The 14,966-nt window shown below is 37.1% G+C and carries 11 protein-coding genes; 3 read left to right on the top strand and 8 right to left on the bottom strand.

The genetic code is table 11. The features are described 5' to 3' along the window. Positions 1 to 6 precede the first annotated feature (6 nt). Positions 7 to 447 carry a GNAT family N-acetyltransferase gene (locus RM520_RS02380; protein WP_311386839.1) on the top strand — a complete coding sequence of 147 codons (441 nt, stop codon included), beginning with the start codon at positions 7 to 9 and terminating at the stop codon, positions 445 to 447. Here the strand turns inward: RM520_RS02380 and RM520_RS02375 are convergent. The 7 genes from RM520_RS02375 to RM520_RS02345 form a co-directional block, all read right to left on the bottom strand. Beyond that, positions 444 to 1,052, bottom strand: a complete 609-nt coding sequence (locus tag RM520_RS02375; RefSeq protein WP_311384106.1) for a hypothetical protein — start codon at positions 1,050 to 1,052, stop codon at positions 444 to 446. The two genes, RM520_RS02380 and RM520_RS02375, sit on opposite strands and share 4 nt — an antisense overlap. Further along, positions 1,049 to 2,278 carry a DNA (cytosine-5-)-methyltransferase gene (dcm, locus tag RM520_RS02370; RefSeq protein ID WP_311384105.1) on the bottom strand — a complete coding sequence of 410 codons (1,230 nt, stop codon included), beginning with the start codon at positions 2,276 to 2,278 and terminating at the stop codon, positions 1,049 to 1,051. The genes RM520_RS02375 and dcm overlap by 4 nt, the downstream gene beginning before the upstream one ends. Before the next feature lie 21 nt (positions 2,279 to 2,299). Continuing rightward, positions 2,300 to 3,925: a S41 family peptidase gene (locus RM520_RS02365; protein WP_311386838.1), complete on the bottom strand. Its 1,626-nt coding sequence runs from the start codon at positions 3,923 to 3,925 to the stop codon at positions 2,300 to 2,302. Further along, positions 3,909 to 4,295, bottom strand: coding sequence for a ribonuclease P protein component (gene rnpA / locus RM520_RS02360; RefSeq protein ID WP_311386837.1), 387 nt, complete (start codon positions 4,293 to 4,295; stop codon positions 3,909 to 3,911). Before rnpA ends, RM520_RS02365 begins: the two co-directional genes overlap by 17 nt. A gap of 68 nt (positions 4,296 to 4,363) precedes the next feature. Further along, positions 4,364 to 6,217: a M1 family metallopeptidase gene (locus RM520_RS02355; RefSeq protein ID WP_311386836.1), complete on the bottom strand. Its 1,854-nt coding sequence runs from the start codon at positions 6,215 to 6,217 to the stop codon at positions 4,364 to 4,366. Next, on the bottom strand, positions 6,214 to 7,866 hold the full coding sequence (locus RM520_RS02350; protein ID WP_311386835.1) for a S8 family peptidase: 1,653 nt from the start codon (positions 7,864 to 7,866) through the stop codon (positions 6,214 to 6,216). The genes RM520_RS02355 and RM520_RS02350 overlap by 4 nt, the downstream gene beginning before the upstream one ends. Before the next feature lie 30 nt (positions 7,867 to 7,896). Further along, positions 7,897 to 8,769 (bottom strand): MBL fold metallo-hydrolase, encoded by an 873-nt coding sequence (locus RM520_RS02345; RefSeq protein WP_311384100.1) that lies wholly within the window; start codon positions 8,767 to 8,769, stop codon positions 7,897 to 7,899. Positions 8,770 to 8,938: 169 nt separating this feature from the next. On the opposite strand from RM520_RS02345, the gene RM520_RS02340 reads away from it, so the two are divergent. Then, on the top strand, positions 8,939 to 11,143 hold the full coding sequence (locus RM520_RS02340; protein WP_311386834.1) for an amino acid permease: 2,205 nt from the start codon (positions 8,939 to 8,941) through the stop codon (positions 11,141 to 11,143). 156 nt (positions 11,144 to 11,299) lie between these two features. Next, the gene (locus RM520_RS02335; protein WP_311386833.1) at positions 11,300 to 13,138 is read left to right on the top strand and encodes a cation:proton antiporter; all 1,839 of its coding nucleotides are present in this window, start codon (positions 11,300 to 11,302) and stop codon (positions 13,136 to 13,138) included. Here RM520_RS02335 and lepA read toward each other — a convergent pair. Continuing rightward, positions 13,135 to 14,931, bottom strand: a complete 1,797-nt coding sequence (gene lepA / locus RM520_RS02330; RefSeq protein ID WP_311386832.1) for a translation elongation factor 4 — start codon at positions 14,929 to 14,931, stop codon at positions 13,135 to 13,137. The two genes, RM520_RS02335 and lepA, sit on opposite strands and share 4 nt — an antisense overlap. Between the last annotated feature and the right edge of the window lie 35 nt (positions 14,932 to 14,966).

The following is a 14,966-nucleotide window of genomic DNA, read 5'->3' as shown; positions in this document are numbered from 1 at the left end:
GTTTATATGACTATTTCAATTAAAACATTTAATGAGCTTACCACACGAGAATTGTATGAACTTCTTCAACTACGAAGTGAGGTTTTTGTGGTAGAACAAAACTGTGTGTATCAAGACGTTGATGACAAAGACCAAAAGGCCATTCATGTTTTAGGCAAAAAGGACAACAAGATTGTTGCTTATACTAGAGCATTTAAGCCCGGAGATTACTTTGATAACCCCGCTATCGGCCGAGTAGTGGTTAAAACTTCAGAAAGAAAATATGGCTTTGGAAGAGTAATTATGAAGGCTACTATTGATTATATTGAGAACACACTAAAGGGCGCTCAAATTGAGCTCTCTGCACAGACGTATTTGATAAAATTTTACAATAGTTTAGGCTTTTTTGAACAAGGCAAAGAATATCTTGAAGATGACATTCCACATATTAAAATGATAAAGCCTTAAACCAATCTTTTAGCGACCCCTAGTTTTAAAAGCCATTCTAATTTTAAGATGAGGTTCAACGGTTTTTCTGCTTTATTTTTTTGGGATAAAAACAAGTAGCCTTGTTCCCGACAATCTAGCTCATCTATACATATTTTCCCGTGAGAATTTTTATGATATTGACTATTTAACATATTGTAATCAAGCCCCTTTTTAACCAAAATAAGCTGAAGTTTTTTGCGGTTTACTAAAGTGATTTTACAAGAAGTAAATAATGTTTCATCATCGTCGTAAATTGCGGTAATAAGCGCGTAGAAATGGGTTTTCTTATTGCTGTCGTAAAACCAACCTTCTTTTTGAAGTTCATTTTTATAATAAGAAATTTCAAATGCGAAAGTGGGCAAATCGTCATTAATATAGTCTAATTGTGCTTTTTCGTCTACATGAAAAAGTGTTGAATTTGTTTTGTGGATGAAGTTGACGTCAACACCCTCAAGCTGTTCTTTTAAAGAAGAAACGCGCTCAAAACTATAATTTTTTAGGTGTAGGGAATAGTAAGAGTCTAAGAGGGGGGTCAGCTTTCGTTCTTTAGCTAAATCTGTTTTGAATGAACTTTTTTTGTTCATTGAGAATTGATTTTATTTAGTAAGGCATTACCGATTTTTTCAACCACACCAACAACAAGTGCATTCCCCATAAAAAAAGCACGTTTGGCGTCCGTAACTCCTTCAAGTTTTGTGTGGTCGTCAGGAAACATGTTAAGACGTTCCAATTCAATAGGAGTTAACCTGCGCAGGCCTTTAGGTGTTTGTACTACATGTTTAAACCTTGAAGGCGACTTACCCCCTTCACCTGTTATAATAGTTCTAGAGGCATTGTTTAAAGCATCAGGAAAAACCATAGCGCCTTCGGCGTAATTATATTGAAATCCGTCTTTGGTGGTTCGGACTTCTTTTTTAGAACCTTTTAAATATTCCCACTTGGGCAAATCGTCTTCAGAAATATAGTATTCTGGGGCTATTTTTCCTTTTTGAAGAATATTGAAGAGCGTTGTGTGATGGCCATAGTAAGTAGGCGATACTTTAGTAGAAAATACTTTGCCTTGAAAACAGAACCCGCTATTCAAGAACGGAGAAAGCTTATCATTTTCATTAAAGTTTTCAGATAGTTTGACTACATCATTTTCAATGGTAAAGGTGTTGTGTTTTTTATCGGCCAGATGTGCAGGAAAAGCCTCTGCAAGCACTCCTTTGTGCAGCAGGTAATTTTCGGCACTCTGTTCTTTCAAGTCTTCGTATAGGGTAGAAGACTCATGAATTCCGACAAAAAACACACGTCTTCTTCGTTGTGGCATACCATATTCAGCGGCATTGATTACCCTCCATTCTATGGCATAGCCCAACTGATTTAAACAGCTGAGCATTATCGCAAAATCACGCCCTCGTTGCGTTGAAGGAGATTTTAATAGGCGGTCGACATTTTCAAAAACCAAGTATTTAGGCTTGTTCTTTTTTTCTTTTAAGATGCGATGGATAGACCACCAAAGCACCCCCTTTTTACCAATAAGCCCTTTAGAGTTTTTTAATGTAGTGGCCACTGAATAATCTTGACAAGGAAAGCCACCAACTAAAACGTCATGGTCGGGTATTGATATTGTTGAAACCTTTTCAATGTCTTCGTTAGAATGATTTTTAGCACCAAATCTCGCCACATAAACCATAGATGCGTGTTGGGCCTTTGTAGAGGGCTCCCATTGGTTGCTCCAAACCACTTCGTAAGCACCGTTATTTTCAAGCCCTAGACGAAAACCACCAACCCCTGCGAATAGCTCACAGACTTTTAATTTATGCATGCTTTAAAAATAGAAAGAATACTACTTTAAAATACTATTGTATTTATTCGAATTAGAAAGCAACTCAACCGCAGTTAAAATAGCATCGTCATGCGTTAGGTTATAATCATAAAGCCCGTCTCTATAGAAATATCGTTTGATAATCTCATCTTCTAGTTTTTTTGAAATTTCAGTTTCATAAGAATCTAAAGCGGCTATCTTACCTCTATTTACTGCTAAAAGCAGGTCTTTATATTTATTTTGAACATCAGCACCCAACAAGCTATCATCTTTATTTAACGCTTCTTCTAACAGTTTTTCTGTTTCTGTTTTAAATGAGAAGTCTTTCCCGTTTGTAAAACTCTTAAATGCATTATAGTCACTAGATGAAAAAGAGAAATCAACAGTAGAGTCAAATGTGTTATTATAATAAAAATCGGTTGCAAAATCAAAAATGACATTATTTTGCACAAGCGCATCGGTTAGCGCATTTGATTTTGTAGACGCAATTTCAACATCAGGCATGACTCCTCCACCATCTTCAACAATTCTTCCATTTCTTGTTTTAAATTCTTTGAATTCACTATTGCGAACAGCATTTCCTTCACTGTCTCGATTCCAGTAATCTAAAGACTGAATACACCTTCCAGAAGGAGTAAAATATCTTGAAATAGTTACTTTGAGCTGTGTGCCATAAGTTAACTTTAAAGGCCGTTGAACCAATCCTTTTCCAAAACTACGAGCACCCATAACCACAGCGCGGTCTAAGTCTTGCAGGCCGCCAGAAACTATTTCACTAGCTGAGGCACTACTTCCATTAACTAAAACCACCAAAGGAATTTCTAAATCTTCAGGCTGATTTTTGGTCTTATATTCTTGGTTGAATTTTTTAACCTTTGATTTGGTGGTTACAATAAGTTCTCCTTTAGGAACAAACAAATTGGTAACATTAATCGCTTCAGACAACAACCCTCCCGGGTTACCACGTAAATCTAAAATCAAACGTTCTGCTCCTTGACCTTTCAAATCTTGCATGGCTGATTTGGTTTGGCTTGATGCTTTTCGATTAAATCTTGACAGCACAATATATCCAGTTTTCTCACCAACCATATGGTAATATGGTACAGCATCGACTTCCACACCTTCTCTTTTAATCGCCGCTGTTTTGGTTTCGCCCTGTCTATTAAATTTTATAGTAACTTCCGTGTTATTGGCTCCCTTCAATAATTCACTCGCATTATCATCAAAATCGGAAACCATTATATCTCCAATTTGAATGATTTCATCTCCGGCTTTAAGACCAGCTTTATCTGCCGGATAGTCTTTGTAGGGCTCAACAATCAGTAATTTATCATCATAAGAACGAACTAAGGCACCAATACCAGAGTACTCACCAGCATTTCTAATTTTAAAACCTTCAACATCTTGCTCGTTTAAAAAGCGGGTATAGGGGTCTAATTCGTTCAACATGTTTTTTATGGCAGAATCCATCAACTCAGCAGGGTTGGTTTCATCGACATAGTTCATATTGAGCTCTTTAAAGAGCGTTGTAAATATTTCTATTTGTTTAGCAATTTCAAAAAAATCACTTTTAAAACTCGTTGTAGTAAAGAGTATAGCGAATGCTAAAACCGGAATTAAAAGGTGTTTTTTACGGAGCTTTTTCATGAGCGATTTTTTTAAGGAATTTGTCAAGAAGCCCTTTCATTTTCTCATCTATAAAATGATATTCAGGCATTTCTTTACCAAGATATAAAATAGCGAACGTATAATTTCCCTCAATGTTGTTAAAAACTAAATGCTTGTTGAGCCGAAAAGATTCGCGGAGCAATCGTTTTATTCGATTGCGCTTTACTGCACTTTTAAAACTTTTTTTTGGCGCCACAACCATTGTTTTAAATGGAACTTTAGGCTCCTTTTTGCCTTCTAAATAAATTAGTTTTAAGGGAAAATTATTAAGGTGTTTTCCTTCTGCAAATAATAGGTCTATCGCCTTTTTGCTTTTAAGTTTTTCTCTTTTTGGGAAGGAATAATCCATAGGATAAAAGTAAAAAATCCGCTGTACATCGTTGCACAACGGATTTCATAATTTAAATTAATATACTATTACTCTGGTTGATAGCTGTTGTTCTCCTGATTGACATCGGCCATTAATTTTGAAGGGTCAACCAAAACACCCGCAATCTCTGCAATAGGCATATCAATTATTAGTTCATACGTTGGGTATGCCCAGGCCCAATCATCAGCAATAGTTCTTTTTAGATTGGTATATGGGTTTTCTTTTTCCCCCCTCATCATTCTTAGCGGCACATAATAAGTTTCTTGATTACCATCAGCGTCAACCACTAGAATATCTAAAGGCATGGGCATTAATCCGATACGCTCAAGAACTATTTTAGTTTTATCACCCTCAGCAACCACTTCTTTTATTCCATAATCAATGGTATTGGTAGTTTGTGTCCAATCCATTAAATACCAATCTAACTCTAAGCCCGAAACCTTTTCAGCTGTTCGCTTAATGTCATTGGGTACTGGGTGCTTAAACTTAAAGTCTTCGTAGTATTTTCTTATGGTTTCCATCAACTTGTCTTGACCTATAATATAGCCAAGTTGCGAAAGAAATATAGCCCCCTTGCTGTAAGCGGCAATACTATAAGGCATATTAGAATCATATCGGTCAGCATGTGTCGCTTGAGACTGTTCTTTTCCTGATTTAACTAAGTAGTAATAACCACCGTAAGAACGTTCAAAAGGATTTTCTGATTTTTTCTCAAGAATTGCATTTTTACACAAGGCGCTTATGAATGAAGTAAAACCTTCATCCATCCACTCGTGTTTGGCTTCATTGGTTGCTAATACGTGTTGAAACCATGAATGTGCTAGCTCATGAATCATGGTTCCGATAACACTTCCGGGTTTGTCTCCACCTGTAATCAAAGTTGACATAGCATATTCCATTCCGCCATCACCCCCTTGAATTACAGAGTATTGCTTGTAAGGGTATGGGCCAATGTTTTTATTAAAAAAATCCATGGCATCTGCTGTTAAGGGCTGAACCTTTTCCCATGTATCTTTATATTTTTCATCATTCTTATAAAGAAAATGAAGCATAGGGCCATTTTCCATCTGTAGGGTATCATGTACATATTCAGGGTCAGCTGCCCACATAAAATCATGAACCATTGGGGCTTTAAAATGCCAGGTTAAGGTTTTGCCTTTGGTCTTCACTTTAGTGCCCGGGGTTTCGTAACCATGACCAATTTCGTTTGGGTTTTGTAAGTAACCGGTTCCGCCAACAGTATAGGTTTTATCTAGAGTTAACTTAACATCAAAATCTCCCCAAACCCCATGAAATTCACGTGCTATGTAAGGATCAGCATGCCAACCTTCAAAATCATATTCTGCTAATTTTGGATACCATTGACTCATAGAAAGCGCAACTCCGTCTTTGCTGTTACGACCAGACCTGCGAATTTGTAAAGGCACTTGTCCTTTAAACTCCATTTCAAAAGTGGTGGTTTCACCAGAAGGTATTGGTTTTGCCAAATCAACCACAAGCACTGTTCCTTCCTCATTGAATGAAACTTTGGCGCCATCTTGTTTTAGAGAGGTAACATGTAAATAGCCCATTTCAGTTTCTGAAAGTGTGGCTATTCGGCTTTTGCCTTCATTTAACATTCGCTTATCACCATCTTGTATGTCTTGTAATCGAGCATCCATTTCACTGCCAGGCTGAAAAGCATTAAAATACAAATGGTAATAAACCCTGTTTAGGGCTTCTGGAGAATTATTTGAATACACTAATTTTTGTGTCCCAGTGTATTGATACGTTTCTACATCCATGTTGACATCCATGGTATAATCTACATGTTGTTGCCAATATGAGGTTTTGTTTTGAGCGATTAAAGTCGTGAGCCCACAAAGAAGGGCAAAAACAATTTTCTTAGCTAGTTTTATCATTTTTCTGCATTATAATCAAGTGTTGCTTTCCCTTTTGAAATATTCTCTGCCAAAAGTAAAGCATTGTAAGCATTAACCATTTTCCCCGATTTAGAGACTTGAGAGAAAGGTTTTGAATTGGCAGGCTCTCCAGAAAGTATAACGGAAGCTTTGGAAGGTAGACCCGATTGCATCAATACGTTTTTTACTTGTGATGCGGATAACGATGGATAGTATGAACGAATCAATGCAGCTACCCCGGCAACCGCAGGAGCTGCCATTGAAGTTCCGCCTTGAAACTCATAGGTGTTATTCGGCATAGTGGAATAAATATCATCACCAGGAGCGAATACATCTACATTAGTGCTCCCGTAATTTGAAAAAGTGGCAACCATTTTAGAACCATAAGAAGGCGCTAAAGCTCCTACGGTAATCATATTGTCAGAAATCTCAGTTCCTTTGTATTTGTGGTCATTTGGGAAATTTGAATTAGAAGCGTCATCCAAATCATTGCCGTCATTTCCGGCAGCATGCACTATGAGCACATCTTTTGACGCAGCGTATTCAATAGCCTCATATACCCATTCTGCATTTGGTGAAAATGACTTTCCGAAACTACAATTGATGATTTTTGCACCGTTGTCAACAGCGTAACGGATACCTAAGGCAATATCTTTATCATATTCATCGCCATTAGGCACAGCACGAATACTCATTAACTTCACATTATTAGCAACCCCATTAACGCCTTTTCCATTATTGCGTTCTGCAGCTATAATACCAGCTACGTGTGTGCCATGACTTTCGTCTTCAACCCGGTTTTTCGGGTTGCCATCTCCATAACCTCGACTATTAAAATCATAAGGACTATCACCCACAACTCCGCGACCGTCAAAATCTTTATTCAAGTTGTAATTTACTCTTTCCGTAAAATAGGTAATACCCTCTGTTAACTCCGAAATTACTTCATCAATAGAATCAGCGTATTGGTACATTTGAGTTAAAATAGAAACGCTTTGTTGCAGTTGTTCGGTAGTTGGCTTCATAGCCAACAACTCTTCTTTTGTATAAGAGTCTTTGCCTAACTCTTCTTTTACCGCAGCATCGGCATTGGTCACCGCTTGAAATATTTGATCATATTGTTGCTTGTTTTGTAATGCTTTTGGGTATTCTTTATCTAACTCAATTTGAGCCTTTGCTCTATCAGCAGCGCTACCAATATTTAAACGCAGCATTCGTGCATGTTCTAATTGTTCGTTGTACGAATCTCCTAAAAAATTATAACCGTGAATATCATCGATATAACCATTACCATCATCATCTTTTCCATTACCCGCCTTTTCTTTTTTATTTGTCCAAAGAACACCATCGAGATCTTCATGGTCTAAATCCATTCCAGAATCTAAAACAGCGACCACTACTGTTTCTCCTTTTTTGTTGCCAATAAGCTCTACATAAGCCTTATCAACACTCATTCCTGGTATTGTATCCAACACTAAATCGGCATGTCCCCAAGTCTGTTTCTGATTCTCTGAAAGTTCAGCTATTTTAAGGGGAATAGTATCAATATTTTCAACAGGGGTAGAAACTAAACCGGTAGTACCACAGCCTACTAAAAGAAGCCCCGCGGTAGCTAACGTTAAAAATGGTTTTGAATAGGTAGTTGTCATAAGAAAGTGTTTTGAAAAATAACTTTATTGTTAATGGAATATTTCTTTAAAGGAGAACAATTCGTTTAAACGCACTCCTTTTTCTGTGTTTTTTAAGGTACAAAGTTCATTATGCGCATCGTGTTCGAAAAAAAGAACAAAATCTTTTTCTACCGCTTGTTTACTAAACGTTGCTTTTTCGTCCATGCTGAGCAATGGCCTTGTATCATAACCGGTAACATAAGGCAAAGGAATATGGCCAACAGTTGGCATAAGGTCAGCCATAAAAACCAAGGTTTTGCCTTTATAGTTTATATGTGGAATCATTTGCTTTTCAGTATGTCCGTCAATGCATAAGATATCAAATCCTAACTCTGAATTTTTCACAAAACTTTGACCATCTAAAGGAGTAGGTCTGCTGATAAATTTTAATTGACCCGCAGCCTCCATGGGCAAAAGGTTTTCTTTTAAAAAAGAAGCTTTTTCTCTAGGGTTTGGTTCCGTAGCCCAACGCCAGTGGTCTTCGTTTGTCCAAAAGGCAGCATTTTTAAAAGCAGGCTCATAGCCCGTCTTGTTCTTATTCCATTGTACACTACCACCACAATGGTCAAAATGTAAATGTGTCATAAAAACATCAGTAATATCATCTTTATGAAAACCAAGCTTTTCTAAAGAATTATCAAGGTTATGATTACCCCATTGATGATAGTAGCTGAAAAATTTATCAGATTGTTTATTGCCTATACCAGTGTCAATAAGAATTAATCTGTCTCCGTCTTCAATTAAAAGGCTTCGAGCAGCGATATCAATTAAATTATTGCCATCAGCAGGATTGGTTCTTGACCAAATTGTTTTTGGAACAACGCCAAACATAGCGCCACCATCCAACTTAAAATTTCCGGTTTCAACGGGGTATAATGTCATTTAAAAACTAAAATGACGCCCAAAATAAGAAAACCCTAAGGTAAATAGCTTATAAACACCTTTTTATTGCATGTTTTTTAACAGAAAAGGACTTTGTTGACAGGCTAAAAGAAACCCATTTAGGTTTTCTGAAATAAAAAGGTATTTTTAGAGCTTAGACCACATCGAATTGAAAAAACTAGAACGAAGCCTATCTTTAACCTCAGTTATTGCTATTAGTATTGGAGGCATGCTAGGGAGCGGTATTTTTGTTTTGCCAGGCTTGGCTGCTGCAAAAACAGGGTCTTCAATTTGGATGGCCTATCTGATTGCGGCTATTTGTATTCTTCCGGCGGCATTATCTAAGTCAGAATTGGCAACAGCTATGCCCTCTTCCGGCGGAACCTATGTTTATATTGAAAGAGCTTTTGGCCCATTGTTTGGAACTATTGCAGGTTTTGGATTGTGGCTTTCTTTGCTTTTTAAAAGCGCGTTTGCCTTAGTTGGTTTTGGCGCTTACCTGTCTATTCTAATTAACATTGACCCAGGACTAACAAAATATATAGCAGTTCTTTTTTTGGTGCTGATTTTGTTTTTGAACATCATGGGTGTAAAAAAGGTGGGAAAAGTTCAAATATTTATCGTTAGTATAAGTTTGACAACCCTTGCTCTAATTCTGTTGTTTGGTTTGCCCAGCACCTCATCAGCTTTATTAGACCCTTTTTTACTTAAAGGCAAAATGGGCCTTTTTTCAACAGTGGCCTTTGTTTATATTTCTTATGCTGGAGTAACCAAAGTCGCGGCCATTGCAGGAGAAATTAAAAACCCAGGAACAAACCTTCCAAGAGCGATGATTCTTTCATTGTTTATTATGACGATAATTTATGTTTCTGTGGCTTTTGTTTTAGTGGGTAATTTGCCTCTAGAACAACTTCAAACGGACATCAAGCCAATTTATACGATTTCAAAACTATTAGGCGGCAATATTGTCGGTTATGTTGCTGCTTTGGTTGGGGTCATCACCCTAATCTCTATGGCGAACTCTGGCGTTTTGGCAGCATCAAGGTTTCCTTTTGCTATGGCAATTGATAAATTGTTACCTGATTTCATGGGTAAAATCCACAGCAAATTTTTAACCCCGGTTGTTACTATTTTGATGACTTGTTTTTTAATGGCTTTGGTTATTCTATTTCTTGATGTGGAAAAAATAGCCAAATTAGCAAGTGCCTTTATGGTGATGATGTTTATTTTGGTCAATGCCTGTGTTATCGTTTTAAGAGAGACTTCAGCGCAATGGTATAACCCTCCATATCGTTCGCCATTATATCCTTTAGTTCAATTGTTTGGCATTTTTAGCGGAATAGCTTTATTAGTTTTTCTTGGAGTAGGGCCGATGTTGGCTATTTTAGGAATATTTCTTTTAGGTTTTGTGATCTATTTCTTTTTTGGGAAGAATGCCACTCGAACAGGAATTCTTAGAAAATACGGTCATAGACCAGCGTTGTATTTGCTTTATAAAAGAAAGCGTAACACAAAAATTACCTATCGAAATAACCAGAACCAAAGCCTACAAAACTTAGATGGCGAATTGGCCTCTAATGCCGGAGTTGTGGTTCCTCTTTTAGGGAATGAACGTTCGCCTGAAATGCTGGTAGAAATCGCAGCAGCCATTAATAAACGTGAAAAAATTCAAGTTGTAAACGTTACAGAAGTTCCTAATCAAACCTTTTTGGACGCAATGGTTGAAGAAAACCCAAGGATAGCTTCTCTTGAACGAAGGGTAAATAGGTTGGCTACCTCACAAGACATACAAGTAGATTTTGAAGCGGCAGTAACCCATGAAATTTCAGACACCATCCATGAATTAAGTAACCAAACGCATTGCGATTGGTTAGTGATGGGTTGGAATGGTCGAGCACATAGTGGTATATTAGTTAGTAATCCTATAGGGTGGTTGCTAACTCATATCAATTCAGATTTTGCCCTTTTTAAAGACGACGGCGTGCGCTATATCGGCAAAGTTTTGCTAGCCTTAAGGCCTGGTAGAAAAGACAAAAACTTTATTGCTGTAGCAGATAGAATATGCTCATTCTATAATGCATCTTTAACACTATTACATGTCGTTCCAGAGAAAACAGATTGGGACACCATAAATAATATGGAGGCTCATTCAAAAAAATTATTGAAAAAAGTGGACACCTCAAGTATGGTAATCGTTCAAAGAGATAACGATTCTATTGGAGCTATTTCAAAGGCCTCAGCCAGCTTTGACCTATTGATTTTAGGGACACCCCAAAAAGACAATTGGATAAGTGTTCTTTTTGGTACTGGTAAAGATAAGTTTACTGAAAAATCAGCCTGTTCAGTGTTGCGTTTGACAATGAGAGACCATTAGGTTTTAAATTAAACACGTTATTTCTACATACTTTAAATGCTTATTTTTACTTCATAATTCACTTAGCTGAGCACTCAAGTTTAACAATATCAGCAAGTAGTTTCATTTCTAACTCTTTAAGGTCAACCCAAAAGAGTTTGCTAAAACATATTGATAATGTTAGAACTAGCCGGAATAATAATTTTAGGAATCATTGCCCAATGGGTAGCTTGGCGATTAAAACTTCCAGCGATATTACCTCTTATTTTAATAGGCCTTTTAGTTGGGCCAATTGCCACGCTTTACACAGAAGATGGGGCTAAACTAATTGAACCAATTTGGAACGGAACAAAAGGCTTATTCCCAGGGGAAGGGCTGTATTATTTTGTGTCACTTGCCATCAGCATTATTCTTTTTGAGGGAGGCCTTACCTTAAAGCGGTCTGAGATTAAAAATGTTGGTCCAGTAATCACCAAATTAATTACCCTTGGCTCTTTGGTAACTTTTCTAGGTGCAGGCGTTGCGGCCCATTATATTTTTGGATTGTCTTGGCAAATCTCTTTTCTTTTTTCTGCTTTAATTATAGTCACAGGCCCAACTGTAATAACACCAATTTTAAGAAACATTCCCCTTAAAAAAGATATTTCGACGGTTTTGAAATGGGAAGGGATTTTGATTGACCCAATAGGTGCTTTGGTAGCGGTTTTGGTTTTTGAATTTATTAGTGTTGGTGAAGGAAGCGGCTATACGCAAACAGCTTTAATAGAATTTGGTAAAATATTATTGTTTGGAACCACCTTTGGTTTCACCTTTGCTCATGCTTTGGCATTTGCAATTAAGAAGAACTTAATACCACATTATTTAATGAATGTGGTGTCCTTATCAGTGGTATTATTAGTTTTTGTGGAGTCTGATGTTTTTGCACATGAATCAGGTCTTCTAGCTGTTGTTGTTATGGGGATGGTTTTAGGAAACATGAACCTGCCCAACCTTAAAGAACTGTTATATTTTAAAGAATCTTTGAGTGTTCTTTTAATTTCTATTCTGTTCATTTTACTAGCAGCAAACATTAATATTAGCGATTTAGAGTTGTTGATGAATTGGAAAACAGCTGCATTATTTGCAATTGTTGTTTTTATTATAAGGCCTTTAGGAGTGTTTCTAAGCACTAATGGTTCGGCGCTAAAGCTTAATGAAAAAATGTTTATCGGCTGGGTGGGTCCAAGAGGTATTGTGGCTGCTGGGATTGCCTCCCTTTTTGGGTCAAAATTATTAGCAAAAGGAGAACCTGGAGCTGAGTATATAACGCCATTGGTTTTTATGATTGTGCTCGGAACGGTTCTTTTAAATGCAACTACCGCGAGAATGTTTGCAAAAATTGTGGGAGTGTTTCTAACAAAGTCTGAGGGAATATTAATTATTGGCGCTTCAAAAGTATCTCGATTGATTGGTAGTTATTTAAGGAAAAACAGCAGACATGTAGTTTTAATTGACAACAACCAATCGAATGTGAATAAAGCCAAGGCCTTAGGAATTGAAGCAATGACCGCCAACATATTTTCAGATTCATTAACTGATAATATTGAATTGAATGATATGGGTTTTTTAATGGCGTTGACGGGCAATTCAGACATCAATAAATTTGCTATTGATAAGTTCAAAAAGCAATTTGGCGAGAATGGGGCTTTCCGTTTGGTCAATACAGATGAAATGAATGACCCAGAGAACAACCCTGAAGAAGGATTATTTTCTCATACAGATGACTTTATTAAATTGACAGATGCTGCCCGTAAATATCCAACCATTAATGAAATTGAATTGACGGATAAAAACCACTATTCTGGACTATTAGAAATTACAAAAGCTGACAACGACATCATTCCATTATTTCTAAAAGACACCAATGGGGATTTAAAAATTATCTCGGCTTTTGGCAAAGAGAATTATGATGTGCAAGAAGGTTATAAATTAGTTTACTTGGGTAAGGTATTTGATTTTGTTGCTGAAGACAACTAATCGTTTAATTTCAGAACAGCCATAAAAGCTTCTTGAGGCACCTCAACATTACCCACTTGACGCATCCGTTTTTTACCTTTCTTTTGCTTTTCTAAAAGCTTTCTTTTACGAGAAATATCACCTCCGTAACACTTTGCTGTTACATCTTTTCGAAGCGCTTTAGTAGTTTCTCTTGAAATGATTTTGGCACCAATTGCAGCTTGAATAGGAATATCAAATTGCTGTCTTGGGATGAGCTCTTTTAATTTTTCACACATTTTCTTACCAATATGCATGGCATTATCGGCGTGAATTAGTGCTGATAGCGCATCAACCGGTTGAGCGTTTAAAAGAATATCAACACGAACTAATTTAGAAGTTCGCATACCAATCGGAGCATAATCAAATGAAGCATAACCTTTTGAAACTGTTTTCAAACGATCATAAAAATCAAAAACAATCTCAGCCAAAGGCATGTCAAAACTTAGTTCAACACGCTCAGTTGTCAAATAGGTTTGATTGGTGATTTGTCCTCTTTTATCAATACATAATGACATAACATTACCTACAAAGTCTGATTTTGTGATGATAGTTGCCTTTATATAAGGCTCTTCAACACGATCAATTGTTGAAGGATCGGGCAAATCGCTAGGATTGTTTACAATTACAGGTGTTTCAGGATCCTTTCTGGTAAACGCATGGTAGCTAACGTTTGGAACAGTGGTAATTACCGTCATGTTAAACTCACGCTCTAAACGCTCTTGAATGATTTCCATATGAAGCATTCCTAAGAACCCACAACGGAACCCAAAACCTAAAGCAGCACTGCTTTCAGGCACGAAAACCAAGGAAGCATCATTCAATTGTAATTTTTCCATTGAAGATCGTAGTTCTTCAAAATCTTCGGTGTCTACAGGATAAATACCAGCAAAAACCATAGGCTTTACATCTTCAAAACCGGCGATTGCATTTTTCGTCGGATGTGCAGAATCGGTTATGGTGTCGCCCACCTTTACTTCACGAGCATCTTTAATCCCAGTAATCAAATAACCTACATCACCAGCCGAAATAATTTTCTTCGGGTGTTGGGTTAATTTAAGCGTACCAATCTCATCAGCAAAATAACTTTTATCAGTAGCAACAAACTTAATTTTTTGACCTTTTTTGATTTCACCATTAATAACTCTAAAATAGGTCTCTACACCTCGAAAGGGGTTGTATACGGAGTCAAAAACTAAAGCTTGTAAAGACTCATCAATATTGCCTTTAGGAGCTGGAATTCTTTCAATTACAGCGTTAAGAATAGCCTCGATTCCTATCCCCGTTTTTGCACTTGCAGGAATAACTTCTTCGGCATCACAGCCCAATAAATCTACAATATCATCCGTCACCTCTTCAGGACTTGCGCTTGGCAGGTCCACCTTATTCAGAACAGGAATGATTTCTAAATCGTTTTCAAGGGCTAAATATAAATTTGAAATGGTCTGTGCTTGAATGCTTTGGGCGGCATCTACAACTAAAAGCGCGCCTTCGCAAGCAGCGATAGACCTAGAAACTTCGTATGAAAAATCGACATGTCCTGGGGTGTCGATGAGGTTTAAAATATAGGTATCGCCTTGATATTCATATTCCATTTGAATAGCATGACTTTTTATAGTAATGCCTCGTTCACGTTCTAAATCCATACTATCAAGCAACTGGTCTTGCTTTTCACGATCAGTAACGGAACCAGTAAAATCTAATAACCTATCAGCCAATGTACTTTTGCCGTGATCAATATGGGCAATAATGCAAAAATTTCTAATCTTCTTCATAGAGACTGCAAATATAGTTCTTTTGCGATGTTGCC

This window comes from Croceitalea vernalis, from assembly GCF_031846405.1.
In the GTDB taxonomy this organism is placed as follows: domain Bacteria; phylum Bacteroidota; class Bacteroidia; order Flavobacteriales; family Flavobacteriaceae; genus Croceitalea; species Croceitalea vernalis.
The sequence above is the reverse complement of the archived record's forward strand: the minus strand, read 5'-3'. Positions and strand labels throughout refer to the sequence as shown.

Coding starts and splice junctions, on each gene's coding strand:
- RM520_RS02380 (WP_311386839.1), top strand. CDS start 7: ATGACTATTTCAATTAAAACATTTAATGAGCTTACCACACGAGAATTG.
- RM520_RS02375 (WP_311384106.1), bottom strand. CDS start 1,052: ATGAACAAAAAAAGTTCATTCAAAACAGATTTAGCTAAAGAACGAAAG.
- dcm (WP_311384105.1), bottom strand. CDS start 2,278: ATGCATAAATTAAAAGTCTGTGAGCTATTCGCAGGGGTTGGTGGTTTT.
- RM520_RS02365 (WP_311386838.1), bottom strand. CDS start 3,925: ATGAAAAAGCTCCGTAAAAAACACCTTTTAATTCCGGTTTTAGCATTC.
- rnpA (WP_311386837.1), bottom strand. CDS start 4,295: ATGGATTATTCCTTCCCAAAAAGAGAAAAACTTAAAAGCAAAAAGGCG.
- RM520_RS02355 (WP_311386836.1), bottom strand. CDS start 6,217: ATGATAAAACTAGCTAAGAAAATTGTTTTTGCCCTTCTTTGTGGGCTC.
- RM520_RS02350 (WP_311386835.1), bottom strand. CDS start 7,866: ATGACAACTACCTATTCAAAACCATTTTTAACGTTAGCTACCGCGGGG.
- RM520_RS02345 (WP_311384100.1), bottom strand. CDS start 8,769: ATGACATTATACCCCGTTGAAACCGGAAATTTTAAGTTGGATGGTGGC.
- RM520_RS02335 (WP_311386833.1), top strand. CDS start 11,300: ATGTTAGAACTAGCCGGAATAATAATTTTAGGAATCATTGCCCAATGG.
- lepA (WP_311386832.1), bottom strand. CDS start 14,931: ATGAAGAAGATTAGAAATTTTTGCATTATTGCCCATATTGATCACGGC.